Origin of the sequence: Nonomuraea salmonea, assembly GCF_042428605.1 — a bacterium.
GTDB classification, from domain to species: Bacteria; Actinomycetota; Actinomycetes; order Streptosporangiales; family Streptosporangiaceae; genus Nonomuraea; species Nonomuraea salmonea.
Genome location: NZ_JBHMCF010000011.1, coordinates 743,769 through 768,764, shown reverse-complemented (window position 1 = coordinate 768,764; position 24,996 = coordinate 743,769). Strand labels below are relative to the sequence as shown.

The 24,996-nt window shown below is 72.0% G+C and carries 25 protein-coding genes; 7 read left to right on the top strand and 18 right to left on the bottom strand.

The features are described from left to right. Positions 1-5: 5 nt before the first annotated feature. The 9 genes from ACFFR3_RS13950 to ACFFR3_RS13910 all read right to left on the bottom strand — a co-directional run bounded on the left by ACFFR3_RS13950 (position 6) and on the right by ACFFR3_RS13910 (position 9,580). Positions 6-1,325: an MlaD family protein gene (locus ACFFR3_RS13950; protein ID WP_364366303.1), complete on the bottom strand. Its 1,320-nt coding sequence runs from the start codon at positions 1,323-1,325 to the stop codon at positions 6-8. Then, positions 1,322-2,317, bottom strand: a complete 996-nt coding sequence (locus ACFFR3_RS13945; protein WP_345401678.1) for an MCE family protein — start codon at positions 2,315-2,317, stop codon at positions 1,322-1,324. The genes ACFFR3_RS13950 and ACFFR3_RS13945 overlap by 4 nt, the downstream gene beginning before the upstream one ends. Next, on the bottom strand, positions 2,314-3,339 hold the full coding sequence (locus tag ACFFR3_RS13940) for an MCE family protein (RefSeq protein ID WP_345401681.1): 1,026 nt from the start codon (positions 3,337-3,339) through the stop codon (positions 2,314-2,316). Before ACFFR3_RS13940 ends, ACFFR3_RS13945 begins: the two co-directional genes overlap by 4 nt. Continuing rightward, entirely contained in the window at positions 3,336-4,373 is a 1,038-nt protein-coding gene (locus ACFFR3_RS13935; RefSeq protein ID WP_345401684.1) for an MlaD family protein, read from the bottom strand. The genes ACFFR3_RS13940 and ACFFR3_RS13935 overlap by 4 nt, the downstream gene beginning before the upstream one ends. Then, entirely contained in the window at positions 4,373-5,416 is a 1,044-nt protein-coding gene (locus ACFFR3_RS13930) for an MCE family protein (RefSeq protein WP_379483235.1), read from the bottom strand. The genes ACFFR3_RS13935 and ACFFR3_RS13930 overlap by 1 nt, the downstream gene beginning before the upstream one ends. Then, complete coding sequence (locus tag ACFFR3_RS13925; protein WP_379483234.1) at positions 5,416-6,435, bottom strand: MlaD family protein; 1,020 nt, start codon at positions 6,433-6,435, stop codon at positions 5,416-5,418. Before ACFFR3_RS13925 ends, ACFFR3_RS13930 begins: the two co-directional genes overlap by 1 nt. Before the next feature lie 4 nt (positions 6,436-6,439). After that, positions 6,440-7,264 (bottom strand): ABC transporter permease, encoded by an 825-nt coding sequence (locus tag ACFFR3_RS13920; RefSeq protein WP_364366313.1) that lies wholly within the window; start codon positions 7,262-7,264, stop codon positions 6,440-6,442. Beyond that, complete coding sequence (locus tag ACFFR3_RS13915; RefSeq protein ID WP_364366316.1) at positions 7,261-8,052, bottom strand: MlaE family ABC transporter permease; 792 nt, start codon at positions 8,050-8,052, stop codon at positions 7,261-7,263. The genes ACFFR3_RS13920 and ACFFR3_RS13915 overlap by 4 nt, the downstream gene beginning before the upstream one ends. A 136-nt stretch (positions 8,053-8,188) precedes the next feature. Continuing rightward, complete coding sequence (locus tag ACFFR3_RS13910; protein ID WP_364366319.1) at positions 8,189-9,580, bottom strand: aminopeptidase P family protein; 1,392 nt, start codon at positions 9,578-9,580, stop codon at positions 8,189-8,191. A gap of 128 nt (positions 9,581-9,708) precedes the next feature. On the opposite strand from ACFFR3_RS13910, the gene ACFFR3_RS13905 reads away from it, so the two are divergent. From ACFFR3_RS13905 to ACFFR3_RS13890, 4 genes are all read left to right on the top strand, one after another. After that, positions 9,709-10,137, top strand: a complete 429-nt coding sequence (locus ACFFR3_RS13905; protein WP_345401696.1) for a CBS domain-containing protein — start codon at positions 9,709-9,711, stop codon at positions 10,135-10,137. A gap of 50 nt (positions 10,138-10,187) precedes the next feature. Beyond that, positions 10,188-10,808 (top strand): Rv1352/Rv1906c domain-containing protein, encoded by a 621-nt coding sequence (locus ACFFR3_RS13900; protein ID WP_486348700.1) that lies wholly within the window; start codon positions 10,188-10,190, stop codon positions 10,806-10,808. A gap of 65 nt (positions 10,809-10,873) precedes the next feature. Next, positions 10,874-11,647, top strand: a complete 774-nt coding sequence (locus ACFFR3_RS13895) for a cyclase family protein (RefSeq protein WP_379483233.1) — start codon at positions 10,874-10,876, stop codon at positions 11,645-11,647. Further along, entirely contained in the window at positions 11,644-13,308 is a 1,665-nt protein-coding gene (locus tag ACFFR3_RS13890; RefSeq protein WP_379483232.1) for a thiamine pyrophosphate-binding protein, read from the top strand. Before ACFFR3_RS13895 ends, ACFFR3_RS13890 begins: the two co-directional genes overlap by 4 nt. 128 nt (positions 13,309-13,436) lie before the next feature. On the opposite strand, the gene ACFFR3_RS13885 is transcribed toward ACFFR3_RS13890, so the two are convergent. The 3 genes from ACFFR3_RS13885 to dhaK all read right to left on the bottom strand — a co-directional run bounded on the left by ACFFR3_RS13885 (position 13,437) and on the right by dhaK (position 15,518). Further along, a complete protein-coding gene (locus tag ACFFR3_RS13885) occupies positions 13,437-13,799 on the bottom strand; it encodes a PTS-dependent dihydroxyacetone kinase phosphotransferase subunit DhaM (protein ID WP_379483231.1) in 363 nt (120 codons plus the stop codon). 118 nt (positions 13,800-13,917) lie between these two features. Next, positions 13,918-14,541 (bottom strand): dihydroxyacetone kinase subunit DhaL, encoded by a 624-nt coding sequence (gene dhaL / locus ACFFR3_RS13880; protein WP_379483230.1) that lies wholly within the window; start codon positions 14,539-14,541, stop codon positions 13,918-13,920. Then, positions 14,538-15,518 (bottom strand): dihydroxyacetone kinase subunit DhaK, encoded by a 981-nt coding sequence (dhaK, locus tag ACFFR3_RS13875; RefSeq protein WP_364366337.1) that lies wholly within the window; start codon positions 15,516-15,518, stop codon positions 14,538-14,540. Before dhaK ends, dhaL begins: the two co-directional genes overlap by 4 nt. Before the next feature lie 54 nt (positions 15,519-15,572). Between dhaK and ACFFR3_RS13870 the strand changes: the two genes are divergently transcribed. Continuing rightward, positions 15,573-16,739 carry a cytochrome P450 gene (locus ACFFR3_RS13870; protein WP_345401717.1) on the top strand — a complete coding sequence of 389 codons (1,167 nt, stop codon included), beginning with the start codon at positions 15,573-15,575 and terminating at the stop codon, positions 16,737-16,739. Between the two features lie 18 nt (positions 16,740-16,757). Further along, on the top strand, positions 16,758-17,507 hold the full coding sequence (locus tag ACFFR3_RS13865; RefSeq protein ID WP_379483229.1) for a lysophospholipid acyltransferase family protein: 750 nt from the start codon (positions 16,758-16,760) through the stop codon (positions 17,505-17,507). Between the two features lie 83 nt (positions 17,508-17,590). Here the strand turns inward: ACFFR3_RS13865 and ACFFR3_RS13860 are convergent, their stop codons facing one another. Together ACFFR3_RS13860 and ACFFR3_RS13855 are read right to left on the bottom strand one after the other, a co-directional pair. Further along, entirely contained in the window at positions 17,591-18,397 is an 807-nt protein-coding gene (locus tag ACFFR3_RS13860; protein WP_364366346.1) for a serine/threonine-protein kinase, read from the bottom strand. Between the two features lie 56 nt (positions 18,398-18,453). Continuing rightward, positions 18,454-19,701, bottom strand: coding sequence for an MFS transporter (locus ACFFR3_RS13855; protein ID WP_379483228.1), 1,248 nt, complete (start codon positions 19,699-19,701; stop codon positions 18,454-18,456). Between the two features lie 66 nt (positions 19,702-19,767). Between ACFFR3_RS13855 and ACFFR3_RS13850 the strand changes: the two genes are divergently transcribed. Further along, positions 19,768-20,592: an ArsR/SmtB family transcription factor gene (locus ACFFR3_RS13850; RefSeq protein ID WP_379483227.1), complete on the top strand. Its 825-nt coding sequence runs from the start codon at positions 19,768-19,770 to the stop codon at positions 20,590-20,592. A gap of 130 nt (positions 20,593-20,722) precedes the next feature. On the opposite strand, the gene ACFFR3_RS13845 is transcribed toward ACFFR3_RS13850, so the two are convergent. The 4 genes from ACFFR3_RS13845 to ACFFR3_RS13830 all read right to left on the bottom strand — a co-directional run bounded on the left by ACFFR3_RS13845 (position 20,723) and on the right by ACFFR3_RS13830 (position 24,996). Then, entirely contained in the window at positions 20,723-21,355 is a 633-nt protein-coding gene (locus ACFFR3_RS13845) for a DJ-1/PfpI family protein (protein WP_364366355.1), read from the bottom strand. A 6-nt stretch (positions 21,356-21,361) separates the two neighbouring features. After that, on the bottom strand, positions 21,362-22,321 hold the full coding sequence (locus tag ACFFR3_RS13840; RefSeq protein WP_379483226.1) for a GlxA family transcriptional regulator: 960 nt from the start codon (positions 22,319-22,321) through the stop codon (positions 21,362-21,364). A gap of 131 nt (positions 22,322-22,452) precedes the next feature. Beyond that, positions 22,453-24,078, bottom strand: a complete 1,626-nt coding sequence (gene pruA / locus ACFFR3_RS13835) for an L-glutamate gamma-semialdehyde dehydrogenase (protein WP_345401731.1) — start codon at positions 24,076-24,078, stop codon at positions 22,453-22,455. Next, positions 24,079-24,996: a proline dehydrogenase family protein gene (locus ACFFR3_RS13830; RefSeq protein WP_379483225.1), complete on the bottom strand. Its 918-nt coding sequence runs from the start codon at positions 24,994-24,996 to the stop codon at positions 24,079-24,081.

Here is a 24,996-nt window from a genome sequence, read left to right as displayed (position 1 = left end):
GCTCCTCATCGGCGGCGGGCGGCGCGGCCCGCGGCGGTCCAGCCCACGACGCCGCCGCCCGCCAGCACGGCGAGCATGATCGCGACGATCAGCGGGGCGTTGTCCAGGGGGTCGGAGGGCCCGGGACCGCCGGTGGGGGCGGCGACGGGGTCCGAGGTGCGTGCGGGGGTCTTGCTCCGATCGGGTCTCGGGGTGTCCAGGGCCGAGGGACGTCCGGACGGCTCCGGGTCGGCGACTTCGCGGTACCGGTCGCCGGAGCGGCCGGGGCGCGGCTCGGGGTCACGGTCGGGGCAGGCGCGCAGCCGGGGCACGGTGGGCGGCCCGAGCGGCCCCGCGTACTCCTCGGCCGGCGTCGGCCCGCCGGGGACGCTGAACAGGAACTCCGCCCGCCCGTACACGGTGTCGCCGCGCCGGTCGCTGATGTCGTCGGCGAGGCTCAGCGCGGTCGGCACAATGCTCAGCAGGTGGTGCACGTTCCGCTCGGTGGCGGCGGAGAAGGCGGGCCGGTGCGGCAGCCCGGCGGCGGTCAGCAGGCACGAGAAGCCCGGCCGCGAGGCGCGCACGGCCGCGTCGAGCTGCCCGAACACGCCAGGGCCCCGGTCGAGGATGGCGTTCAGGTCCTTGCGGGAGGCCCGCAGCGTCGCGGTCACCGTGCTCAGGTCGGTGATGCCGGAGGCCAGCTCGCCCCGCTTGCCGGCCAGCGTGTGGGTGAGCCGGGTGAGCTGTACCGACAGGTCGTCCAGAACGTCGGCGTTGTCGGCCAGCGTGCCGGTCAGGGTGTGGGCGTCGTCGATGATGCGCCTGATGGCGGGCGCCCGCCCGTCGAGCGCGACGGCCAGCTCGTGCACGATGGTCTCGGCGTCCTCGGGCGGCACCGCGTTCAGCAGCTTGCCGACGCCCTCGAACAGCTTCTTGTAGTCGAGCGGCACGGCGGTCCTGGCCAGCGGGATCGTGTCGCCGGCCGCGAGCCTGGCGCCGGTGACGCCGGTGGCGGGCGGCGACAGCTCGACGTACGGCTCTCCGACGGCGGAGCGGCGCCGCACTTCGGCGGTGACGCCCTTCGGCAGCCTGGTCTCCCTGTCGATGTCCAGCCCGACCACGATCTTCCCGGGCGCGAGCCGCACGTCGCCGATCTTCCCGACCCGTACGCCCAGGTAGGCGACGTCGAACCCGCGGATCAGCCCGGGGGAGGAGGCGAACTCGGCCGACACCCGGTACGGCCGCTCGACGGCGTCCAGCCGGATGATCGTGGTGAACGCCCACACCGTCATGACGATCCCCAGGGCCACGAAGAACCCGAGGTTGAGCGCGACCCGGTTCTTCATCGCGGCGGCTCCAGCAGCCGGCGGACGGCGTCCACGGTGTCGCGTACGGGCCGTCCTGGCTGGGGCAGCAGCACGCCGCGCAGCCACACGTACGTGAGCACCTGCCCGTTGACGGTGATGGGCGGCGCGTCGATGAACTTCTGCAGCCTGGCCACCAGCCCCTTCAGGTCCTGCCCGCCGCGCTGCATGGCCGTGGAGATGCCCTCCAGCTCGCGCAGCAGCGTCCGCAGCCGGGCGGCGTGCCGCGGATAGACGGTGAGGTTGGCCTGCTCGGCCAGCTTGGTCAGGGCGATCACGGCCTTCTTGACGTGCCCCCGCCCGTGGGCGAGCCGGTCGGTGGCGGCGGCCAGCGTGCCGGGCAGCCGGTCCAGCTCGCCGCTGCCCTCGGCCAGGTCGTCGCCGAGCTTCGCCAGGGCGTCGATGGAGGTGGCGAGGTCCTTCCTGGCGGCCGCGTAGGCGTCGGTGACCTCGGCGGTCTGCCTGATCAGCCGGTTGACCTCGTCGCCCTGCCCGGCGAAGGCGGTGGACGCGGCGTCCAGCACGGCGTTGACGTCCTGCGCGCCGAGCGCCTCGATGAGCGGCCCCGCTCTCGCGGTGACCTGCTCGATGTCCGGCTCGACCGAGGTCTCCGAGATGGTGGCGCCGTCCTTCATGTACGGCCCCGTGGTCAGGTCCTTGCCGGGCGGCGGAGTGAGCAGGACGTAGTTCTCGCCCAGCACGGAGGTCTTGGCCACGGTCGCGGTGCTGCCCGCGGGCAGCCGGTGGGCGGACTGGACGGACATGGTGACCTTGGCTCGGTAGCCCTCCAGGCGCACGTCGGTGACCGACCCGACGCGTACGTCGGCGATCTGCACGCTGTGCCCGGAGACCAAGCTCTGCACGTCGTCGAAGACCGCGTACAGGGTGAGGTCGCCGGTGGTGGCGCCGAGCGTGCGCAGCGAGCAGGCCGCCGTCACCGTGACCACGAGGACCAAGGCCAGGACGCGCCTCATCGGCCGCCTCCCCTGCGTTCGAAGGGGCAGTTGCTCAGGCCGGCGGGCAGGCACGGCACCTCGCCCAGGTTCAGGGAGTCGAACAGCGGCCGCAGCCACGCCCTGGTCATCGCGTTGAGCACGACGCGGATCTGCAGCACGTGCTGTTCGCGGTCCCAGGAGTCGATCAGCACGTCGGCGAAGTCGGCGGCGCCCTTGACCGCCCGCGCCATGGAGGCGCTGTTGGCCCTGACCGTCAGCACCAGCTCGGCCAGCGTCGTGGTGGCCTGGGGCAGGCGTTCCGCGTACTGCTCGATGATCACGTCGCCGCGCCGCACGAACCCCGCCATGGACGTGACGAACCCGCGCAGCCGCCGCCGCTCCTCGGCCAGCAGCGCGCTCGCCTCGGAGAAGGCGTCGATGGCGCCCCTTACCTGGCGCTCGCGCTCGTTGAGGCTGGTGGCCAGCTCGTTGAGGCCCTCCGCCAGCTCGACCAGCCGCTGGTCCTGCGCGGCGAGCACGCCGGTCAGCTCGGAGGTGCTGCTGATGGCGTCGCCGATGGTCTTCCCGCGTCCCCTGACGCCGTCGGCGAGGTCGCCCGCGACGCCGCCCAGCTTGCGGGAGTCGAGCGCCTCGGTCAGCTTGGTGAACGCGTCGAGCGCGTCGTCGATCTCCACCGGCAGGTCGGTGCGCTCCAGCGGGATCACCGCTCCCGGCGCGATGCGCCGATCGCCCGGCTTCCACGGCGGGTAGAGCACGACGTTGCGCTCGCCGAGCGTGTTCTGCGGCGCGACCACGGCCTTGACGCCGGACGGCAGCGGCACGTGCGGGTCGATCCGCAGGTCCACCCGTACGCGGTCGCCGTCGATGCGGATGCGGTCCACGTAGCCGGCGTCGAGGCCCATGACCTTGACCCGCGCCTCCTCGTACAGGGCGGGCGTCTTGGCGAAGACGGCGCTCAGCCGGTACGGCTCCGCCCCGCCCACCGTGCACCCCGACGCGAGGAGCACCCAGGCCGAAAGCACCGCGACGAGCCGCCTCATCGGTCGCCCCTCCTGTCCTTCGCCCTGTCCTTGGTGACGGCCGCCAGCACTTCCGGGTTGATCGGCCCCAGCCCGGTCGCGATCGCCTCCAGCCACGGCCCCTGGCCGCCCATCGTGGACAGCCCGGAGAACGTCGGCCCCGCCCAGGCCAGCAGCGTGTTCAGCCGCTCGTTGCCGGCGCTGAGCCGGGTGGTGATGGCGGCGTTGTCGTCGAGGACCTGGACGAGCGAGCGCTCGTGCTCCCTGATCAGGCGGGTGGTGCTGCGTACCAGGTCGCTGCCGTCGCCGAGCAGCGTGCGCAGCTCCTTCCTGCGCCTGCGCAGCTCCTCCAGCATCACCTCGACGGCGTCGATGAGCCGGCCGAGCTGGGCGTCCTTCTTCTTCAGCACGTCCATGACGCGGGCGCCGTTGTCGAGCAGCCGGCGCAGCTGCGGCTCGCTCTTGCTGACGGTGTCGGACAGGTCGCCGATGTCGTCGAGCAGCCGGGTGACGCGGCCGCGCTTGACGACGTCGAGCTTGCCCAGCTCGGTGAGCAGGTCGTCCACGGCCTTCGTGTCGAGGCGTTCGACCAGCCGGGTCGCGTCCTTGACGGCGTCGTTGACCAGCGTGGGGACGCCGGTGCGGGTCATCGGGACGCGCCGCCGCCCCTCTGGCAGCTCGTGCATGTACGGGGGCGAGACGGCTCCCGACAGCTTGACGTACCGGCCGCCGAGCAGGTTGGACAGGGCGATGTCGGCGCGGGTGCCGCGGCCGAGCCGGACGCCGTCGTCCACCCGCCAGGTGACGATCACGTGGCCCTGCGCGTAGTCGGCGCGCACCTCGGTGACCTCGCCCACCCGTACGCCGGCCACCCGTACGTCGTTGCCGGTGCGCACCCCGCCCGAGTCGGCGAACACGCCCGACATGGTGTAGCCGCCCTCCAGCAGCCCCAGGTTGCCGACCAGGAACGTGGCCACCAGCACCGTGGCGAGCGTGGCCAGCGACACCAGCCCGACGGCGTGCCGGTTGCGATCCCTGAAGGACTTGAGCGCCATCACGACCCCACCAGCAGCTTCCGCAGGTCCTTCTCGCTCTGCACGCGGGTGTTGCGCAGCGGCGGCGGGGTGCGCATGCCGTACGGGCAGGGCGCGGGCCCGAGCGCCAGGCAGGGGACCGCGGTCATGAAGTAGTGGCCCCGGTTGACCGACGAGTACGCCCGCTCGAACAGCGGCGGGAAGGTGCCGACCGCCTGGTCGATGCTCCTGACGTTGCGCCTGATGCCGCCGGTCAGCCCCGACAGGTTGTCGACCAGGGAGCCCAGCTCGCCGGCGTTCTTGCCGAGCACCTCGTTCGTGGTGTGCATGGTCGCCGCCAGCTCCACCAGCGCGTCGTCCACCAGCTCGCGGTTGTCGGCGAACGACTCCGACAGCGTCACCAGGTTGTCCACCAGCCGCTCGATCTGCCTGTCGCGCCTGGCGACCACGTCGCTGACCGTGGCGTAGTCCTTCAGCAGCTGCTCGATGGTCTTCCTGCGCTGCTCGACCGTGGTGGTGATGGCGTTGACGTTGTCGAGCAGCCGCGGGATCGTGCGGTCGTTGCCCTTGAGCGACGTGGCGGCGGCGGTCAGCAGCCGGTTGATCTGGTCGGGGTCGAGGCTGCGGGTGAGCGGGCCGAGGTCGCTGATCAGCTCGCCGATGTCCACCACCGACGAGGTGCGGGCGATGCGCGCGCCGGGGGCGAGCCTGCCGGGCGCGGTGCCGGGCAGCAGGTAGACCACGCGCTGGCCGACGGCGTTGCGCCAGCGTACGGCGGCCTCGGTGTCGGACGGCACGGTGATCTCCCGCCGCACCTCCAGCGTCACCTCGGCGCGGCCGTCCACGACCCTGATCGCCTCCACCTGGCCGACGGGCGCTCCGGCGATCTTCACCTGGTCGCCCTCGACCAGCCCCGACACGTCGTCGAAGACGGCGACGAGCCGGTAGCCGTCGCCGGTGCTCACCCGCGCGACCTGCACGCCGATGGCCGCGATCAGCGCCACGCACACGCCGGTGAACAGCGCGGCGCGCAGCAGCGTCCAGCGGCGGCGGGCGATCTCCATCAGCGCCTCCCGTCGGTGGGGCCGCAGATGCCCACCACCAGCTCGCACACGTCGCCCGACAGGAACGCCTCCACCTGCAGCTGCCTGGTCCCTCCTGGTCCCGGCGCCTCGATCAGCTCGTTCAGCAGATCGACCAGCGTGTTCAGGCCGCGTACGCCGTCGCCCGCGAGGCCGAGTTGGGCATAGATGAGCGCGGCCACCCGCTCGCCCGAGTGCACCCCGGCCCGCAGGTTCCCCCTGTGCTTGGCCAGGCCGTGCGTGACCTGCCCGGAGACCGAGGTGACCTCCTGCAGCAGAGCCCGTACCTTGTCGGCCCGCTTGAGCAGGTCGGGGGTGATGACGTTGACGTCGGAGGAGATGGCGACCAGCTCGTCGCCCTTGCCGGACAGGGCGGTGCCGAGCAGTGCGCCGTCGCGCAGGAAGCGCCGGGCGCGGAAGCGCTGCCGGTGCGCCACCGACATGACCGTGCCGGCGTCGCCGATCAGCTCCCGCAGGTCCTCCCCCTGCCCCTCCAGGCCCTTGGCCAGGGTGTGCACGATGACCGTCACCTCGCGCGGATTCACGGCCTTCAGGCCCCGGTAGGCGTCGCCGAGCGTGTCGGACAGATCGAGCGGGTCCTCCGTACGGGTGATGACGGCCCCGGCCGCCAGGTACGGCCCGCGCGCCTCGCCCCGCCCCGGCCGCAGGTCCACGAACTTGGGCCCGAACACCGACGCGGGCTCCACCGACGCGGTCGCCGTGCGCGGCACCCTGATCGCGTCGTCGACGTGCATGGTGACCACCGCCCTGCCCTTGGCGTCGAGCGAGACGTCCGTCACCTCGCCCACGGTGATGCCGCGGATCTTCACGGGGGAGCCGGCGTCGAGGCCCTGCCCGGCCCGGCCGAACACGGCGTCGTAGCGGGTGCCGGGTACCTCGGTGGCGGTGCGCACGGCGTACAGGACGGTTCCCGCCAGCACCACGAGCATGGCGAGCGCGATGCAGAGCCGGGTGGAGAGGGAGAGCTCGCTGCGGTTCACCGCGTCACCCCGTCAGCGGGATGTTGCCGCCGCCACCCCAGAACAGGTACGACAGCAACAGGTTGAGCAGCACGATCGTGACGATCGACTGGCGGATGGCCCGGCCCGCCGCCACCCCCACGCCCACCGGCCCGCCCGTGGCGTGGAACCCGTGGAAGCAGTGGATGACGATCACCGCGAACGCGAACACCGCGACCTTCGCGACGCTGAACACGATGTCGCTGACCGGCAGATACAGGTAGAAGTAGTAGTCGTAGACGCCCGGCGCCAGCCCGAACAGCACCGTGCACATCAGCCGCGTGGCGAAGAAGCTGGCGAACAACGCGATCAGGTAGATCGGCACCAGCGCCAGCAACGCGGCCACGACGCGGGTGCAGATCAGGTAGGTGAAGGCGTTGATGCCCATCACCTCCAGCGCGTCGATCTCCTCGGAGATCCGCATCGCGCCCAGCTCCGCCGTGAACGACGAGCCGACCTGCGCCGCCAGCGCCGTCGCCGCGATGATCGGGGTGATCTCGCGGACGTTGGCGAAGCTGCCCACCAGGCCCATGAACGACTCCGCGCCGATGGCCTGCAACCCCTGGTAGCCCTGCAGCCCCACGGTCGCGCCCACGACGAAGGCCATCGTGAACACCACGAAGATCATGCCGCCGCCGATGACCGTCGCGCCGACGCCCACCACCACGTCGCTGACCTGCCGTAACACGACCTTGCCGTATTTGAGGCGGAGCACGACGTCGCGGACGCAGTAGAACAGCACCTTGCCCACGAACAGCGGCCAGTCGGACAGGGACGCGAAGCGCTCGGCGGCCCGCAACGCCGTCGTCACAGCGACCTCGGCGGGTAGGCCAGGAAGTACACGGCCGAGATGACGTAGTTGAAGGTGAACACCAGCATGAACGTCACCACGGTCGACTGGTTGACCGCCCGCCCCACCCCGACCGGGCTGGTCGCGCACGTCATGCCCTTGTAGCAGGCCACCCCCGCGGCGATGAACCCGAAGATCCACGCCTTGAGCAGCGTCACGTACAGGTCGGATGCCACCACCAGCGACAGCGCCCCGTCGAAGTACGCGCCCGGCGTGACGCCCTGCACCACCACGTTGAAGAAGTAGCCGCCGGCCGCGCCCGCCACGATGACCAGCGGGCACAGGCACACCGCGATCGTGCTGGCCGCCCACATGCGCGGCGTGACCAGCCGGTGGACGGGGTTGACCGACATGACCTCCATCGCGCTCAGCTCGTCGCGGATGTGGCGGGCCCCGATGTCGGAGGTCATGGCGCTGCCGCCGGCCCCGGCGATCAGCAGCGCGCTGGCCAGCGGCGCCACCTCGCGGATGAGGCCGACGAAGACCGCGCTGCCGGTGGCCGACCCGGCGCCCAGCTGCCGGGCCAGCTCGCCCACCTGTAACGCGACGGTGGCGCCGAGCGGCAGGGAGACCAGCAGCACGGGGACGCTGGTGACGCGGGCCAGGAACCAGCACTGGTCGACGAACTCCCAGAACCAGCGCCTGACGTCCCAGCTGCGGCGCAGGCCCTCCAGCACGATGACGAACAGCTCACCGACCTGGCCGAGGGCCGCGCCGGCCCGGCGCCCGACGTACCCGGACCAGGCCATCACCACCTCCGCCGCCTACGGATTGGCAACCCTACTGACGGGTTGTCCAGTAGTCGATGCTCCGGTGAGAATTTGCGTAAAAGGTATGAGAGCCCGGTTCGAACTTGTCAGCCACGCACGAAACGTGTGCGATCCACTACAGAAGCGTGCCCATCCACGACTCGATCTCGTCGGGGTGGCGGGGCAGGCCGCCCGACAGCAGCTCCGCACCGCCAGCGGTGATCACCAGGTCGTCCTCGATGCGCACGCCGATGCCGCGCAGCTCCTCCGGCAGCGTCAGGTCGTCGGGCTGGAGGTACAGGCCGGGCTCGACGGTCAGCACCTGGCCCTCCTCCAGCACGCCGTCCAGATAGACCTCGGCCCGCGACTTCGCGCAGTCGTGCACGTCGAGGCCCAGCATGTGGCCGCTGCTGCAGAGCGTGTAGCGGCGGTAGAGGCCGGTCTCCAGCAGCGTGTCGGCCGGCTCCTTCAGCAGGCCCCAGTCGCGCAGCCCTTCGCAGATGACGCGCATGGCCGCCAGGTGGAAGTCGCGGAAGCGGGCGCCGGGCCGCAGCGTCGCGATGGCCGCCGTCTGGGCCTCGTAGACCAGCTCGTACACCTGCCGCTGCACCGCGCTGAACCGGCCCGACAGCGGGAACGTGCGGGTGACGTCGGCCGTGTAGAGCGTGTCCGACTCGACGCCGGCGTCCATCAGCAGCAGGTCGTCGCGGCGCAGCGGGCCGTCGTTGCGGATCCAGTGCAGCACGCAGGCGTGCGAGCCCGACGCCACGATGCTGTCGTAGCCGACCGCGTTGCCCTCCAGGCGGGCCCGCAGCCCGAACACGCCCTCCAGGTACCGCTCGCCGCGCCGGTGGCCCATCGCCTGGGGAAGGGCGCGCACGACGTCCTCGAAGCCGCGCACGGTCGCGTCCACCGCCGAACGCAGCTCGCCCACCTCCCACTCGTCCTTGATCAGCCGCATCTCCGACAGGAACGACTCCAGCTCCGCGTCGCCGCCGCCTCGCTCGACCCTGGCGTCCACCGACGCGTCCACCCCGCGCAGCACCCGCGCCGGGCCCTTCAGGTCGAGGTCGCGGATGTGGGCGCATTCCACCTGGTACAGCTCGGCCGCCTCCGCCAGGTCGGGGCGCGGGCCCGCCCAGAACTCGCCGTAGCGGCGGTCCCGGTAGAACTCCTGGCCCTCCTCGCGCGGGGCGCGCGGCCTGACGTACAGGACGGCCTCGCCGGACGGCTCGATCACCAGCACGTCGTCCGACTCGCCCGCCCCCGTCAGGTACGAGTACGCGCTGTGCGGACGGAACCGGTAGTCGCTGTCGTTGCTGCGCACCTTCAGCGTGCCCGCCGGGATCACCAGCCGCTCGCCGGGGAAGCGCTGGGCCAGCGCGGCCCGCCGCTTGGCCGCCCACGGCGCGATCGGCAGGGGCGCGATGCCGGCCCGGCGCTCGCCCGCCCACCCCGTCCGCATGAACGCGGCCAGCTCGTCGGTGACGGGCAGATCATGGCTACCGGTGTTGAGCACCTCGGTCATTTTCACGGTCCCTGAGTGACATGTCGGAGTTCGTACGCAGGCAGCCTACGGGACCGCTTGACTCCGTCCCCACACGCCTGTTTGCTCTGGACCTGGGCTTGGAACACTGAGGGACAGAGGTGATGCACATGCTCATCGGTTCGATCCTTCGGAACAAGGGCAGCCACGTGACCTGCGTGTCACCGGCCGCCACCGTGCGCGAGCTGCTCGCGGAGCTGGCCGAGCACAACATCGGGGCGGTGGTCGTCTCCTCCGACGGCGTCACCATCGAGGGCATCGTCTCCGAGCGCGACGTCGTACGCCGGCTGCACGACCGCGGCGCCTCGATCCTCGACGCCCCGGTGTCCTCGATCATGACGACCGAGGTGACCACGGTGGGGCCCGGCGAGAACGTCGAGTCGCTGCGCCGTACGATGACCAACCAGCGCTTCCGCCACATGCCCGTCGTCGACGGCGGCCGGCTGATCGGCATCGTGAGCATCGGCGACGTCGTCAAGAGCGCCATCGAGGAGCTGGAGACGGAGAAGGCGTCGCTCGTCGACTACCTTCACCGCTGACCGCCTGTGCTGACCGGATGGGTTGACAGGGGTGGCACGCTGGGTCCGTGATGTACGGGCCACCTCCCCCTGACTACCCGCAATATCCGCGCGCGACGAGCAGCCCGCCGATCATCGTGCTCGTCTCGGGGCTGGCCGCGCTGCTGGGGTTCCTGCTGGGAGTGTTCGTCGGATTCGGGGCCGGGTCCACGTCGCCGTCGTCGGGGGACGAGCCCGCGCCCAAGGTGACGGTGACGGTCGAGTCGAGCCCGTCGGCTCCGGTGGAGAGCAGCGCTCCCGTGCAGCCCGTCCCCACTGATCCGGCCCAGACCGTTCCCACCGGCCCTGCCCAGACCGTTCCCACCGGTCCCGCCCAGACGCCGCCCGCACAGACCCCGCCCGCTCAGACGCCGCCCGACCAGAGCGTGCCGAGTCAGACGCAGCCGGGCGGCGGGACCCTCACCAACCCCATGTCCCTGCGTACCCTCCACGTCGGCACCGACATCCAGCCCGGCACCTACCGCACCACCGGCCCTGCCGCCGGGTTCACCATGTGCTACTGGGCCCGGCTGCGCAGCGCGAGCGGCGACGTGATCGCGGCCGGCATGCCGACGGGCGCCGCCACCGTCACCGTCCAGCCCACGGACAAGGCCTTCCAAACCGGCGGCTGCGCGGAGTGGACGAAGTCGTGACGCGGGTGTTGGCACTGGTAGGGCGAGCGTAGGAGGATGCGCACAGCCCTACCAAGGAGGAAGACATGTCGGTGTTGCAGAGCTTCGTGGACAGCGTGCGCAGCGGGGCGATCGAGGTGATCGACCTGACCGCGCCCCTCACCGCGGAGACGCCGATCCTCCAGCTGCCCGAGCCGTTCGCCAACACGATCCCGTTCCAGCTGGAGGAGATCAGCCGCTACGACGACCGCGGCCCGGCGTGGTACTGGAACGACATCCACACAGGCGAGCACACGGGCACCCACTTCGACGCCCCCGTCCACTGGGTCACCGCCCGCGACGGCCAGGACGTCTCCCAGGTGCCGGCCCGCAGCCTCATCGCGCCCGCCGTCGTGCTCGACTTCGCCGCCGAGGCGTCGAAGGACCCCGACTTCCTCCTCCAGATCGACCACGTGAAGGAGTGGGAACGCGCCAACGGCCCGCTCCCCGAGGGCGGCTGGCTGCTCTACCGCACCGGCTGGGACGCCCGCTCCGCCGACCAGGCCGCCTTCCTCAACGCCGACGAGAACGGCCCGCACACGCCCGGCATCTCCTCCGAGTGCGCGCAGTGGCTCGCCTCCGAGGCGCCCATCCAGGGCATCGGCGTCGAGACCGTCGGCACCGACGCGGGCGCCGCCCACTCCTTCGACCCGCCCTTCCCCTGCCACTCCTTCCTTCTGGGCGCCGGGAAATACGGCCTCACCCAGCTCCGCAACATCGACCGGCTGCCCGTCACCGGCGCCGTCGTCGTCGCGCCGCCGCTGCCCATCGTCGGCGGCTCGGGCAGCCCCGTCCGCGTGCTCGCCCTGGTGGAACGTTGATCGTCGCCGAGGCCGTCGGCCGCGCCCTGGCCGCCTGCGGGGCCGGGACGGTCTTCGGGGTGGTCGGCAGCGGCAACTTCCACGTCACCAACGCCCTCGTGGCGGCCGGCGCGCGCTTCGTCGCCGCCCGCCACGAGGGCGGGGCCGCCACCATGGCCGACGCCTACGCGAGGATGAGCGGCCGGCCCGGCATCGTCACGGTGCACCAGGGGCCGGGGCTCACCAACGCGCTCACCGGCATCACCGAGGCGGCCAAGAGCCGCACCCCGATGGTCGTGCTGGCCGGCGAGGCCACCGAGGCGCAGTCCAACTTCCACATCGACCAGGCGGCGCTCGCCACGGCGGTGGGCGCGGTGCCGATGCGCGTCACGAGCGCGGACGAGGCGGTCGCGCAGGCGGTGCGGGCGTACCGGGTGGCGGCGGGGGAGCGGCGTACGGTGCTGCTCAACCTGCCGCTCGACGTCCAGTCCGCCCCTTACACGGGTGCGGTCGAGGTGCCCGCCGCGTCTCAGGCCTCCTCGGCGGAGGCCGCGGCGGGCGAGCTGGCCGCCGCGTCTCAGGCTTCCTCGGCGGTGGCCGAGGCGGGCGAGCTGGCCGCGGCGCTGGAGGCGGCCGAGCGGCCGGTGTTCATCGCGGGGCGCGGTGCCCGGCACGCCAGGCGCGAGCTGGAGGCGCTGGCCGAGCGCACGGGGGCGCTGCTCGCCACCTCGGCCGTGGCCAGGGGCCTGTTCCGGGGCAGCCCGTGGAACCTCGACGTCTCCGGCGGCTTCGCCACCCCGCTGGCCGCCGAGCTGATCCGCGGCGCCGACCTCGTCGTCGGCTGGGGCTGCGCGCTCAACATGTGGACCACCCGCCATGGGTCCCTCGTCTCGCCCGGCACCCGGGTGGCGAAGGTCGATCTCGAACCCGCCGCGCTCAAGACCCACGTACCCGCCGACGTCGGCGTGGTGGGCGACGTGGCCCAGGTCGCCGCCGTGCTGGCGGGCGTCGTTCCGGCGAAGGCCGGTTACCGTACGCCTGAGCTGGCCGGCCGGATCCGGGCCGAGGGGCGGTGGCGGGCGGTGCCGTACGAGGACGGCGGCGACGGCGGCCGCATCGACCCCAGGACGCTCACCATCGGCCTGGACGACCTGCTGCCCGCCGAGCGCATCGTGTCCATCGACTCCGGCAACTTCATGGGCTATCCGTCGATGTTCATGGACGTGCCGGATGAGAACGGGTTCTGCTTCACTCAGGCGTTCCAGTCGGTCGGGCTCGGCCTCGCCACCGCCGTCGGCGCCGCGCTGGCCCGCCCCGACCGGCTTCCCGTCGCCGCGCTCGGCGACGGCGGCTTCCTCATGGGGGTCGCCGAGCTGGAGACCGTGGTGCGGCTGGGGCTGCCGATGGTGATCGTCGTGTACGACGACGAGGCGTACGGCGCCGAGGTCCACCACTTCGGCCCGCACGACCACCCGCTCGGCACGGTCACCTTTCCACCCGCCGACCTGGCCGCCATCGCTCGCGGCCACGGCCTCGCCGCCGTGACCGTCACCCGGCGCGAGGACCTGGCCGACGTCTCGACCTGGCTCTCCGGCCCTCGTGACCGCCCGCTCCTGATCCACGCCAAGGTGACCCGCGACCGCGGCTCCTGGTGGCTGGAGGAGGCCTTCAAGGGCCACTGACACCGAGGCAGGCGCGGGCCTCCTCGATCGGGGGTGAGCCCGCGCCCGCTGCCAGAACGTGCGGCAGGTGCGGGCCTTCTGGGCTGCGGCGAGCCTGTCGGCTGCGGGGGGTGAGCCCGCGTCCGCCGTCAGAACTTGCGGTAGGTGCGGGCCTCCTCGGCCGCGGCCAGTACGTCGGTCAGGGATGAGCCCGCGCCCGCCGTGACCGCCGCCGCGATCGCCCCCTCCAGGAACGGTACGTCGGCCACCACCGCCCGGTGCTCCTCGGCAACCAGCCGGGCGGTCAGCACGGAGCTGCCGATGTCGGGGATGAGCAGCACCCCGCGCCCCCTGTCGACGCTGCGCACCGCCGCCTCGACGACGTCCACGCTGGTGCCGAGCCCGCCGTCGGCCGTTCCGCCGGCCGCCGCGAGCGGCACGTCCTGGCCCGCGATGCCCCGGGCCAGCGCCACCGCCTCGGCCGCCAGCCCGGCGCTGTGCGAGACCAGCACCACGCCCACCATCACAGAGCCCCGCCGCCCAACGATCGCACCGCCTCCCCGGCCCCCCGCCACCTCCCGGCGCCCCGCCGCTCACCGGCACCATGCCGTGAGGGGGCGCTTGCGGCGTTCATTCCACCACGCTCGCCAGCGCCTCCAGCAGTAGGGCCGCGGAGGCCGCGCCGGGGTCCTCGTGGCCGATGCTGCGCGGACCCAGGTAGCTGGCCCGGCCCCTCTTCGCCTGCATCGGGATCGTCGACTTGGCGCCCTCCCTGGCCGCGTGCGCCGCCTGCTCGACGGCCTGCCGTACGCCGACGCCGTCGCGTACGGCCAGAGACAGGGCGCGGGAGGCGGGCGCGAGGGCGTCCACCATCGTCTTGTCGCCCAGCGCGGCCTTGCCCAGCCGCTCGACCGCCACCACGCCCTCCTCGAACGCCGCCGCGAACCCCGCCAGCGTCACCGGCGACTCGGGCAGCGCCCTGCCCATCTGCCGGAACACCGACCCGTAGAGCGGCCCCGCCGCGCCCCCGACGCGGCGGATGAGGGTCACGCCCGCCGTCGTCAGCACCTCGGCGGCCGAGCCGGGCGGGTCGTCGGCCAGCGCCTTGCAGACCTCGGAGAAGCCGCGGTCGAGGTTGGTGCCGTGGTCGGCATCGCCGATCGCCGCGTCCAGCCTGGTCAGGCGGTCGCGTTCGCGGCGGATCAGCCTGGCGCTCTCCTCGAACCAGGCCACGAACAGGTCGGTGTCCATCATCGCCCCCAGCGCAGCCCCGGCGTCTCGACCGGTGCGTCCCATAGGCGGGCCAGCGTCTCGTCCAGCAGGCAGATGCTGACCGAGAAGCCCTGCATGTCCAGGCTCGTCACGTAATTGCCCACCAGCGAGCGCGTCACCCGCGCCCCCTTGCCCTTGATGTACGCCGCCACCTCGGCGAACACCACGTACAGCTCCGACAGCGGCGTCCCGCCCATGCCGTTGACCATGACCAGCAGGTCGCCCCGCAGCGGCAGGTCACCGTGGATCGCGTCCATCGCCACGTCGGCCAGCTCCCGCGCCGGCGCCAGCGGCACCCGCCTGCGCCCCGGCTCGCCGTGGATGCCGATGCCCAGCTCCACCTCGGCCTCCGGCAGGTCGAAGATGGGCTTGCCGGCGGCGGGCGGCGTACAGGAGGTCAGGGCGATGCCGAACGAGCGGCTGCGCTGGTTGACCTCCGTCGCCACCGCGGCGACCTCGCCCAGCGGCGCGCCCTCCTCCGCGAGCGCCCCGGCGATCTTCTCCACGAACAGCGTCGCGCCCGTGCCGCGCCGGCCCGCCGTGTAGAGCGAGTCCTCGACGGCGACGTCGTCGTTCACCAGCACGCTCGCCACCTCGACGCCCTCGACCGCGTCGGCCGCCATCTCGAAGTTCAGCACGTCGCCGGTGTAGTTCTTGACGATGTGCAGCACCCCGGCGCCGCCGTCCACGCCCATGGTCGCCTCGATGATCGGGTCGGGCACCGGCGCGGTGAAGATCTCGCCGCAGCAGGCGGCGTCGAGCATGCCGTAACCGACGAACCCCGCGTGCAGCGGCTCGTGCCCCGAACCGCCGCCCGACACCAGGCCCACCTTGCCGGGCCGCGGCCCCTCCGCGCGGTAGACGACCTTGTCGCGGACCCGCAGCGTGGGGTGGGCGGCGACCATGCCGTTCAGCGCGTCGTCAACGACGGAACCAGCCGTGTTGATGAGCTTCTTCATGGTCAAAACATCTGCCCGTTTTCACGACCGCGCAAGCGTCATAACGTGGGCCGGGTGGATGTCGTCTACAGCCCCTACGATCCGGCCATCAACGACGAGCCCTACCCCGTCTACGCCAGGATGCGCGCGGAAGCACCGCTCTACCACAACCCCGGCCTCGGTTTCTGGGCGCTGTCCCGGCACGCCGACGTCTCCGCCGCGCTGATCGACAGCGAGCTGCTGTCCAGCGACCACGGCCCCATGCTCGACCCCGGCGCCTGGGGTCCCCACGTCCGCGGCTACCTGTCGTTCGTCGCCATGGACCCGCCCCAGCACACCCGCATGCGCGCCACCGTCTCGCGCGGCTTCACCGCGCGCCGCGTCGCCGCGCTCGAACCCATGATCAGGCAGATCGTCCGCGGGCACATCGAACGGGCCCTCGAACACGGCACGTTCGACTTCGCCCGCGACATCGCCGCCAGGCTGCCGCTCGACGTCATCGCCGAGCTGGTCGGCGTGCCGCCGTCGGACCGCGCGGACATCCGGCGCGACTCCGGCGCGCTGTTCGACGCCGGCCCCGCGGGCGCGATGAGCGAGGAGGGCGTCAAGGGCCTGCTCTCGCTCGGGGGCTATTACCGTACGATCATCGCCGAACGCCGGGCCGCCCCCCGCGACGACCTCGTCTCCGTGCTCGTCGCCGACGACGAGCTGACCGACGACGACATCGTGGCGTTCCTCTTCCTGCTTATCGGCGCCGGCGCCGAGACCACCGCCCACCTGCTGAGCGCCGCCTGGTATTGGGCCTGGCGCAACCCCGGCCAGCGCGCCGCCGCCTTCGGCGGGGCCATCGACCGGTGGACCGAGGAGACGCTGCGCTACGACGCCCCCGCCCACGGCACCGCCCGCCGCCTCACCCGCGAGACCGAGTGGTACGGCGTCCGGGTGCCCGCCGACGCCAGGATGTGGCTGCTGATCGGCTCCGCCAACCGCGACGAGAGCGTCTTCCCCGACGCCGGCGTCTACGACCTCACCCGCGACACCCGCCGCGCCATCAGCTTCGGCGCCGGCCGCCACTTCTGCCTCGGCGCCCCGCTCGCCCGCCTGGAGGCCCGGGTAGCGCTGGAGGAGCTCACCCGCGCCGTCACGCCCGACTACGACATCGACGAGAGCGGTATCCGCAGGACCGCGCACGGCAACGTGAGGGGGATGGTCAGCCTCCCCACGTCCGTCAAACCCGCCTGAGTAGGTTACCGTCTGCTCATGGCTGAGATCGTGTACCCGCCGGTGATCGCCGCCGCGCGGACCCTCTTTCGCGTGCTCGACATCCGCTTCCACATGGAGGGGACCGAGCACGTGCCGCGGTCGGGGGGAGCGGTGCTGGTCAGCAACCACATCAGCTACCTCGACTTCATCTTCGCCGGGTTCGCCGCGTTGCCGTCGAAGCGGCTGGTGCGGTTCATGGCCAAGCAGGACGTGTTCGAGCACCGCATCTCCGGGCCGCTGATGCGCGGCATGCACCACATCCCGGTCGACCGGGGCGCGGGGGCCGGCTCGTACGCCACCGCCCTGCGCATGCTCAAGGCCGGCGAAGTCGTCGGCGTGTTCGCCGAAGCCACGATCAGCCGCTCCTTCACCGTCAAAGAGATCAAGAACGGCGCCATCCGCATGGCCCAGGCCACCGGCACCCCGATCATCCCCGTCGGGATGTGGGGCAGCCAGCGCCTGTGGACCAAGGGCCGTCCCCGCAAGCTGCTGCAGCGGCACGTCCCGATGACCATCCTGGTGGGCGAGCCGATGTACCCCAAGCGCGGCGAGAACGTCAACGACCACGTCGCCGACCTGCACGGCCGCCTGTCAGAGCTGGTGGACAAGGCCCAGCGCACCTACCCCGAGGTGCCGCCCGGCGTCTGGTGGCAACCCGCCCACCTGGGCGGCACCGCCCCCACCCCGGAGGAAGCGGAAGCCATGGACGCCGCAGAAGCCGAGGCCCGCGCCAACAAGGAGGACTGACGCCCGCAGCTCATGGCTGCTTCTTCGCCCACCTGACCTCGCCTCGGCCACGGCAATCGGGCCGAGGCGTCGGCGGCTCCGTCTCAGATGGCGGCTTGGTAGCTGCTGGCGCGCATGCCGGCCAGGAGGCCTGCCGTCTGGTCAAGGGTGAAGCGGCGGATGGGGTCGTGGTGGAGGAGGCCCTCGATCAGGGGGCGCATGACCCCGGCGCGGCGCGGTGGCGGGTAGGGGCCGCTGCGGGCCATGCCGAGCACCGTGGCGGCGTCCTGGCCAGGGTAGGGCGGCTGGCCCTCGATGGCGCTGTAGAGGGTGGCGCCGAAGGACCACATGTCGGCTTCCTTGCTGGCCGGCCCTCCGTGCAGCCGCTCGGGCGCCATGAACGCCGGGGTGCCGCGCAGCCGCCGCGAGGTGGTCATGCGGATGTCGCCCTCGGCGGTGGCTATGCCGAAGTCGGTGAGTACCACGCGGTCGCCCGTCAGCATGACGTTGGCGGGCTTGACGTCTCGATGCAGCACCCCCGCCTCATGGGCGGTGCGCAGCGCCGCGAGCAGGTGCTGGCCGATGGCCGCCACCGACTGCGCGGGCAGCGTGCCCACCTGTGAGAGCAACTGGTGCAATGAGAGCCCGTCAAGGTATTCCATCACGATCCAGAGCTTGCCGCTCTCCTCGATCAGGTCGTGCACCGTGACGATGTTGGGGTGCGTCAGCCCGGCAGCCATCCTGGCCTCGCGGAGCACCCTGCGGCGCACCATCTCGACCTCGCCGGTAAGGGTCAGCTCTTTGAGCGCCACCGTACGGTGGAGGAGCTGATCGAACGCCCTCCAGACGACTCCCATACCCCCACGACCGGCCTCCTCGTTCAGGAGGTACCGTCCGCCGATCTCCCGCATACCATCCCCTCAAGCTCGGGGATAATCATGTCACCTCGGCACAGGCTCTTGGGTGCCTAACGTGATCCGGATATGTCGGAAAGTGTAGGTGCGCTGGTCAGAGGCTCAGAAATTTGATCTGACAAAGCGCGCCACAACAGCCCGACAGCGCACAAACATACTCCAGTCGCGCCGGTGAGGACGGCAGGAAGCCCGGCGTATTCGGCCACGACGCCCCCGAGCGCCGCCCCCAGCGGCATCGCGCCCATGCCGACGAGCCGGTATGCCGAGTTGACCCTGCCGAGGAGTTCGGCCGGGATCAGCCGCTGCCGCGCCGAGATCACCAGGACGTTGCCCGCCGCGCCCAGCACGCCCCAGAGCACGGCGGTGGGATAGAGCGTCCACGCGGACGGCACGAGCACCGGCACCAGGAGCAGCAGGGCGCTGACCAGCCAGGCGCCCAGCAGCGTGCGGAACTCCCCGAACAGCCCCGCCGCCCGGCCCGCCAGCAGCGACCCGGCCACCGCGCCGACCGCGAACGCCGTGGTCATCAGGCCGTATTGGGCGGGCCGCAGCCCCATCGCCGACTCCTCGCCGACGGCCCAGAGCACGAAGACGCCGAAGTAGGCGGCGTTGGCGAAGTTGCACGCGCCGGCCGTGAGCGCCAGGCCGCGCAGCACCCGATGTGACCCTAAGAACCGCAGCGCCTGCGCGATGTCGGCCCGCATCGGCCGGTCGCGGGCGGCCGGGGCCGGTGCGTACGTGCCGCGCATGCCCAGCAGGAGCAGGCCCGCGGCGGCGTACAGGATGGCCGGGGCGCCGAACAGGACGGCGGGGACGACGGCCACGAGCAGGCCCGCCAGCGGGGCGCCGACGAAGTCGTTGCCGATCATCTGGGCGGTCGAGACGCGGCCGTTGGCCCTGGTCAGGTCGGGGCCGGAGACGGTCATCGGCAGCACGGACTGCGCCGAGAGGTCGGCGAAGACCTCGCTCACCCCGGCCAGCAGCACCGCGGCGAGCAGCAGCCAGAGGTCGAGCAGCCCGGACGCGGCCAGCGCGGTGACGCCGGCCAGGATCGCGGCGCGCACCAGGTTGGCCCGGACCATGACGCGCCGGCGGTCGGCCCGGTCGGCGACGGCGCCCGCGTGCAGCGCGAGCAGCAGCCACGGCAGCGTCGCGGCCGCGCCGACCAGGGAGACCAGGGTGGGGGAGCGGGTCAGCGAGACGGCCAGCAGCGGCGCCCCGACCTTGAGCAGGCCGTCGGCCAGGTTGGACATCGCGGTCGACGCCCACAGGAAGCCGAACGAACGGCCAAGGCCCGCCATGGCGCCCTCCGATAATGTGTAAGGGAAAGTGTGCACAGGATTCTTTGCAAAGATAGGTTTGCACAAATGACGAGCAAGCGCTACTCGGCGCGTACGCTGGACGCGAACGCGCTCAAGTCGTTCGCCCACCCGCTGCGGCTGCGCATCTACGAGCTCCTCGACGAACACGGCCCCTCCACCGCCACCCGCCTCGCCGCCCTCCTCGGCCAGAACACCGGCGCCACCAGCTACCACCTGCGTGAGCTGGCCCGGCACGGGATGATCGAGGTCGTGGCCGGGATGGGACGCGGCAAGGAGAAGTACTGGCGCATCACCCCCGGCGGCTACTCCTACGGCGACCAGCCCGTCGATCCCGAGGCGGCCGGCGCGCTCGAATTCCTGCTGGACGACCTGATCCGCCAGCGCAGCGCCGAGCTGGCGCGCTGGCGCGAGGTGGCCGACCGTGCGCCGGCGGAGTGGTACCAGGTCAGCGGCTTCGCCCGGCGCTCACTCCGCCTCACGCCCGAGGAGGCAGGGCGGATGCGGGACGAGGTTCTTGAGGTGCTCGAACGCTACCGAGCGGTCTCCGACGGCAGAGCCGAATCCGTCGGCCCCGAGGACGTGGCGGGCTCTGCCGCCGACGCTGAGGGGAGTGCTCAGGCGCCGGGAGGCGCTGAGGGCCGGGTCGCTGCTGATGACAGACGTGATGCGGAGACGGCCCAGGCCGGGGGAGCGGGCGACTCGGTGGCCCGCGGGGTGAGGCCCGGCAGCCTTGGTGAAGCGGGAGGGGCGACGGGCGGCGCGGGGTCCGTTCCGTCCGCCGTGGAGCTCGAACGGTCCGGTGAGACGGCGGTGGGGCATGTGATCGTGCACTTTGACGTGCTGCCCATCGGGGCGGTGCAGGAAGGCTGAGCGTCTGCCCGGTGAGGCTCGGTCAGGGCGTGATCCTGGGTGCCGCCCTGTGGGCAACCCCACCGCTCGGCGGCGGCCCAGGGTGATCGTCTCGCGCGACGGCGGTTCGAGGTGGCCGCCTGTGGCGGTGTCAGGGGGTTTGGGTCAGGAGGTGGAGGGCGCGGTCGGGGATGCCTTCAGGGGCCGTCTGGAGGCTGCCGGCCGTGAACGGGGGCTCGGGGTCGTACTCGATGGCCAGCTGGACGCTTTGCGCGGTTTCCTCGTCCACGGCCTTGCCCACCAGCGTGAGTGCCATGTCGATGCCGGCCGACACCCCCGCCGCCGTCACGATCTTGCCCGTGTGCACCACCCGGGTGCTGACGGGTTCGGCGCCGTACTGCTTGAGGAGGTCGAGGAGGGCCCAGTGGCTGGTGGCGGGGAGGCCCTCCAACAGGCCGGCGGCGCCGAGCAGGAGCGAGCCGGTGCACACCGACGTGGTCCACCGGGTGTGCTCGTGGGCCTGCCTGATCCAGTTCACCAGGGCTTCGTCAGAAAGGACGTCCAGGGTGCCGGTGCCGCCGGGGACCATGATGACGTCGGGGGCGGGCACCTCCTCGTACGAGGCGGTGGCGGCGAGCAGGAACGTGCCGAAGTCGTCGGCGACGGGCCCGCGGTCGGCGGCGACGAGCGTGACGGTGCAGCCGGGCACCATGGACAGGACCGTGTAGGGCCCCGCCACGTCCAGCGCGGTGAAGCGGGGATAGAGCGGGATGGCCACGTGCATGACGAGTTACCTCTCCTTCGACTGGAACCGGCGCCGATGGTCGCCGGGTGAGATCCGCCAGTGCCGCCTGAAGACGCGGTAGAGGGTCTCCGGCGAGCCGAGCCCCGACTCCCTGGCCACCGCGTCGAGCGGCAGCCCGGTGACCTCCAGGAGCCGCCTGGGGGTGTCGGCGCGGCTGCGTTCGACGTACCGGCCGGGTGACATGCCGGTCTGGGCGGTGAAGACGCGGGAGAAGTGCCGCTGGCTCATGCCGGCCCGCGCGGCGAGCGCGGGCACGCTGAGGTCGGCGGCCGGGTTCGCGTCGATGTAGCCCTGCAGCTCCCTGAGCGGCTCGCTGCGCGGCGTCAGCGCCCGCATGGCGGTGCTGAACTGGCTCTGCCCGCCCGGCCTGTGCAGATAGACCACGAGGCCGCGGGCGACGTTCCTGGCCAGGCCGTGGCCGTGGTCGCGGGCGACGAGGGCGAGCGCCAGGTCCACGCCGGACAGCACGCCGGCCGACGTCCACACGTCGCCGTCCTCGATGTAGAGGGGGTCGGCGTCGACGTCCACGCCGGAGTAGCGGCTGCGCAGGTCGTCGGCGACGAGCCAGTGCGTGGTGGCGCGGCGGCGGTCGAGCAGCCCGGCCTCGGCGAGCAGGAACGCGCCGCTGCACACCGACGCCGTACGCCGCGCGCCCCCCGCGAGCCGGGCGATCTGCCCGACGAGCGCGGTGTCGGCCAGCCGCTCGGGTACGGAGGGCCCGCCCGCCACCAGCAGCGTGTCCACGGGCTCGGTGACCTCGGCGAGCGGCCTGGTCACGACCGGCACCCCGTTGCCCGCCGTGACGTGGCCGCCGGAGACCGACCCCACCTCGACCTGATAGGCGTCGCGGCGGATCAGGGTCGCGGTGCCGAAGACGTCGGCCGGCCCGGCCATGTCGAGCAGCTGGAAACCGGGGAAGACGACGATGAGGACTCGTCGCTGCATGCCTTCATGCTGGTCGCGGCCCACGGATGGCGTCAATGACACGTTCCTTGCAGATCCGGCCATCCGGAGGACGCCGAGAGCCCCCCGGGGCAGGACCGGGAGGCTCTCGGCGGCGACGGGCTGTGGAGAGGTCAGCCCATGTGCGGGTAACGGTGGTCGGTCGGCGGCACGAACGTCTCCTTGATCGCGCGGGCGCTCACCCACCGCGTCAGGTTGAAGATCGAGCCCGCCTTGTCGTTGGTGCCGGAGGCCCGCCCGCCGCCGAACGGCTGCTGGCCCACGACGGCGCCGGTCGGCTTGTCGTTGACGTAGAAGTTGCCGGCCGCGAAGCGCAGCCGCTCGGAGGCGGCGGCGATCGCGTAGCGGTCCTCGGCCACGATCGACCCGGTCAGCGCGTACGGGGCGATGCCCTCCATCTGGTCGAGCACCCTGTCGTAGTCGCCGTCGTCGTAGACGTGCACGCCGAGGATCGGCCCGAAGTACTCCTTGACGAAGATCTCGTCGGCCGGGTCGGCGCATTCCAGGACGGTCGGCTTGACGAAGTAGCCGGTGGAGTCGTCGTACGAGCCGGTGAGCACGTCGATGTTCGAGGCCGCCCGCGCCCGGTCGATGGCCTCCTTGTGCTTGGCGAAGGCCCGCGCGTCGATGACCGCGCCCATGAACGTCGACAGGTCGCCCGCCACGTCGCCCACGGTGAGGGACTCGGCGGTGGCGACGAAGTCGTCACGCATGCGGTTCCAGACCGAGCGCGGCACGTACGCCCGCGACGCCGCCGAGCACTTCTGCCCCTGGTACTCGAAGGCGCCCCTGATCAGCGCGGTCGAGAGCACGGCGGGGTCGGCGGAGGGGTGCGCGAGCACGAAGTCCTTGCCGCCGGTCTCGCCGACGAGGCGCGGGTAGCCGTGGTAGCCGGCGATGTTCTCGCCGACGGTGCGCCACAGGTGCTGGAACGTCGCGGTGGAGCCGGTGAAGTGGATGCCGGCCAGCGCGGGGTGGGTCAGCGCCACCTCGGAGACGGCCTGCCCGTTGCCGGTGATCAGGTTGATCACGCCGGGAGGCAGCCCGGCGGCCTCCAGCAGCCGCATCGTGAAGTGCGCGGCGAACTGCTGGGTGGGCGACGGCTTCCAGACGACGACATTGCCCATCAAAGCCGCAGAAGTCGGCAGATTTCCGGCGATGGCGGTGAAGTTGAACGGCGTGATCGCCAGCACGAACCCCTCAAGGGGCCGGTACTCCATCCTGTTCCACACGCCGGGCGACGAGATCGGCTGGTCGGCGTAGATCTGCCGGGCGAACGAGACGTTGAACCGCAGGAAGTCGATCAGCTCGCAGGCCGCGTCGATCTCCGCCTGCTGCACCGACTTCGACTGCCCGAGCACGGTCGCCGCGTTCAGCGTCGCCCGCCACGGCCCGGACAGCAGGTCGGCCGCCCGCAGGAAGATCGCCGCCCGCTCGTCGAACGACAGGGCCCGCCACGACGGCGCCGCCGCCAGCGCGGCGTCGATGGCGTCCTTCACGTCCTGGGCCGTAGCGTCATTGGTACGGCCCAGGACGGAGCCATGGTTGTGCGGCTGGACCACGTCGATGGGCGCGCCGCCGCCGAGGCGCTGCTCGCCGCCGATGGTCATGGTCAGGTCGGCCTGCGAACCGGCCAGCTCCTTGATGCGGTCCTCCAGCGCGGCCCGCTCGGCGCTGCCGGGCGCGTAGCCGTAGACGCGCTCGTTCGCGGGCACGGGGACGTTGCTGATGGCATCCATTTACTTACCCCCAAGGGCACGAAGGAAGAAGGCGACGTTGGCGGGGCGCTCGGCCAGGCGGCGCATGAAGTAGCCGTACCAGTCGTCGCCGTAGGGGACGTAGACGCGGACCGTGTGACCCGCTCCCGCCAGGGACTCCTGCAGGTCGGTCCTGATTCCGTAGAGCATCTGGAACTCGTGGTCGCCGATCGTCCGCCCGAACCGGTCGGCGAGCAGCTCCGTGATCGCGATCATGCGATCGTCGTGCGTCGCCACCATGGGGTAACCCTTCCCCGCCATGAGGATCCGCAGGCATCGCACGTACGCCTTGTCCACGGGGGTCCTGCCCTGGTGGGCGACGGAGGCGGGCTCGCGGTAGGCGCCCTTGACCAGCCGTACGCGGGAGCCCTCCGAAGCCAGGTCCCGGCAGTCCTGCTCGCTCCTGAACAGGTACGCCTGGATCGCCACCCCGGTGCCCGGATAGTCCTCGCGCAGCTTGCGCAGGATCGTCAGCGTGGAGTCGACCGTGGTGTGGTCCTCCATGTCGAGCGTCACGGTGGAGTCGTTGGCCGCGGCGGCGGCGCAGATCTCGCGGGCGTGCTCCAGCGCCATCGACTCGTCGAGCCGCTGCCCGACCGCCGACAGCTTGACCGACACCTCACCCCGCGAGCCGAGCCCGAGCGGCCGGACGGCCTGCAGCAGCGTGATGTACGCGTCGGCGACAGCCTCGGCGGCCCGCGCGTCGAGCGTCTCCTCGCCCAGGTGGTCGACGGTCACGGCGAGCTTGGCGTCGCGTAGCCGTTCGATGGCGTCACGCGCCTGCTCAACGCTCTCGCCCGCGACGAACCGCTCCACGACCCTCTTGGTGAGCGGGAAGCCTGACACGGAACGGCGGACGAGCCCGCTCCGCGAAGCGGCGAGCAGCAGTTGACCCAGCAT

Coding starts and splice junctions, on each gene's coding strand:
- ACFFR3_RS13860 (WP_364366346.1), bottom strand. CDS start 18,397: ATGCGGGAGATCGGCGGACGGTACCTCCTGAACGAGGAGGCCGGTCGT.
- ACFFR3_RS13900 (WP_486348700.1), top strand. CDS start 10,188: ATGTACGGGCCACCTCCCCCTGACTACCCGCAATATCCGCGCGCGACG.
- dhaK (WP_364366337.1), bottom strand. CDS start 15,518: ATGAAGAAGCTCATCAACACGGCTGGTTCCGTCGTTGACGACGCGCTG.
- ACFFR3_RS13855 (WP_379483228.1), bottom strand. CDS start 19,701: ATGGCGGGCCTTGGCCGTTCGTTCGGCTTCCTGTGGGCGTCGACCGCG.
- ACFFR3_RS13830 (WP_379483225.1), bottom strand. CDS start 24,996: ATGCTGGGTCAACTGCTGCTCGCCGCTTCGCGGAGCGGGCTCGTCCGC.
- ACFFR3_RS13895 (WP_379483233.1), top strand. CDS start 10,874: ATGTCGGTGTTGCAGAGCTTCGTGGACAGCGTGCGCAGCGGGGCGATC.
- ACFFR3_RS13845 (WP_364366355.1), bottom strand. CDS start 21,355: ATGCACGTGGCCATCCCGCTCTATCCCCGCTTCACCGCGCTGGACGTG.
- ACFFR3_RS13945 (WP_345401678.1), bottom strand. CDS start 2,317: ATGAGGCGCGTCCTGGCCTTGGTCCTCGTGGTCACGGTGACGGCGGCC.
- ACFFR3_RS13935 (WP_345401684.1), bottom strand. CDS start 4,373: ATGGCGCTCAAGTCCTTCAGGGATCGCAACCGGCACGCCGTCGGGCTG.
- ACFFR3_RS13850 (WP_379483227.1), top strand. CDS start 19,768: ATGACGAGCAAGCGCTACTCGGCGCGTACGCTGGACGCGAACGCGCTC.
- ACFFR3_RS13930 (WP_379483235.1), bottom strand. CDS start 5,416: ATGGAGATCGCCCGCCGCCGCTGGACGCTGCTGCGCGCCGCGCTGTTC.
- ACFFR3_RS13915 (WP_364366316.1), bottom strand. CDS start 8,052: ATGGCCTGGTCCGGGTACGTCGGGCGCCGGGCCGGCGCGGCCCTCGGC.
- ACFFR3_RS13940 (WP_345401681.1), bottom strand. CDS start 3,339: ATGAGGCGGCTCGTCGCGGTGCTTTCGGCCTGGGTGCTCCTCGCGTCG.
- dhaL (WP_379483230.1), bottom strand. CDS start 14,541: ATGATGGACACCGACCTGTTCGTGGCCTGGTTCGAGGAGAGCGCCAGG.
- ACFFR3_RS13865 (WP_379483229.1), top strand. CDS start 16,758: ATGGCTGAGATCGTGTACCCGCCGGTGATCGCCGCCGCGCGGACCCTC.
- ACFFR3_RS13905 (WP_345401696.1), top strand. CDS start 9,709: ATGCTCATCGGTTCGATCCTTCGGAACAAGGGCAGCCACGTGACCTGC.
- pruA (WP_345401731.1), bottom strand. CDS start 24,078: ATGGATGCCATCAGCAACGTCCCCGTGCCCGCGAACGAGCGCGTCTAC.
- ACFFR3_RS13950 (WP_364366303.1), bottom strand. CDS start 1,325: ATGAAGAACCGGGTCGCGCTCAACCTCGGGTTCTTCGTGGCCCTGGGG.
- ACFFR3_RS13910 (WP_364366319.1), bottom strand. CDS start 9,580: ATGACCGAGGTGCTCAACACCGGTAGCCATGATCTGCCCGTCACCGAC.
- ACFFR3_RS13840 (WP_379483226.1), bottom strand. CDS start 22,321: ATGCAGCGACGAGTCCTCATCGTCGTCTTCCCCGGTTTCCAGCTGCTC.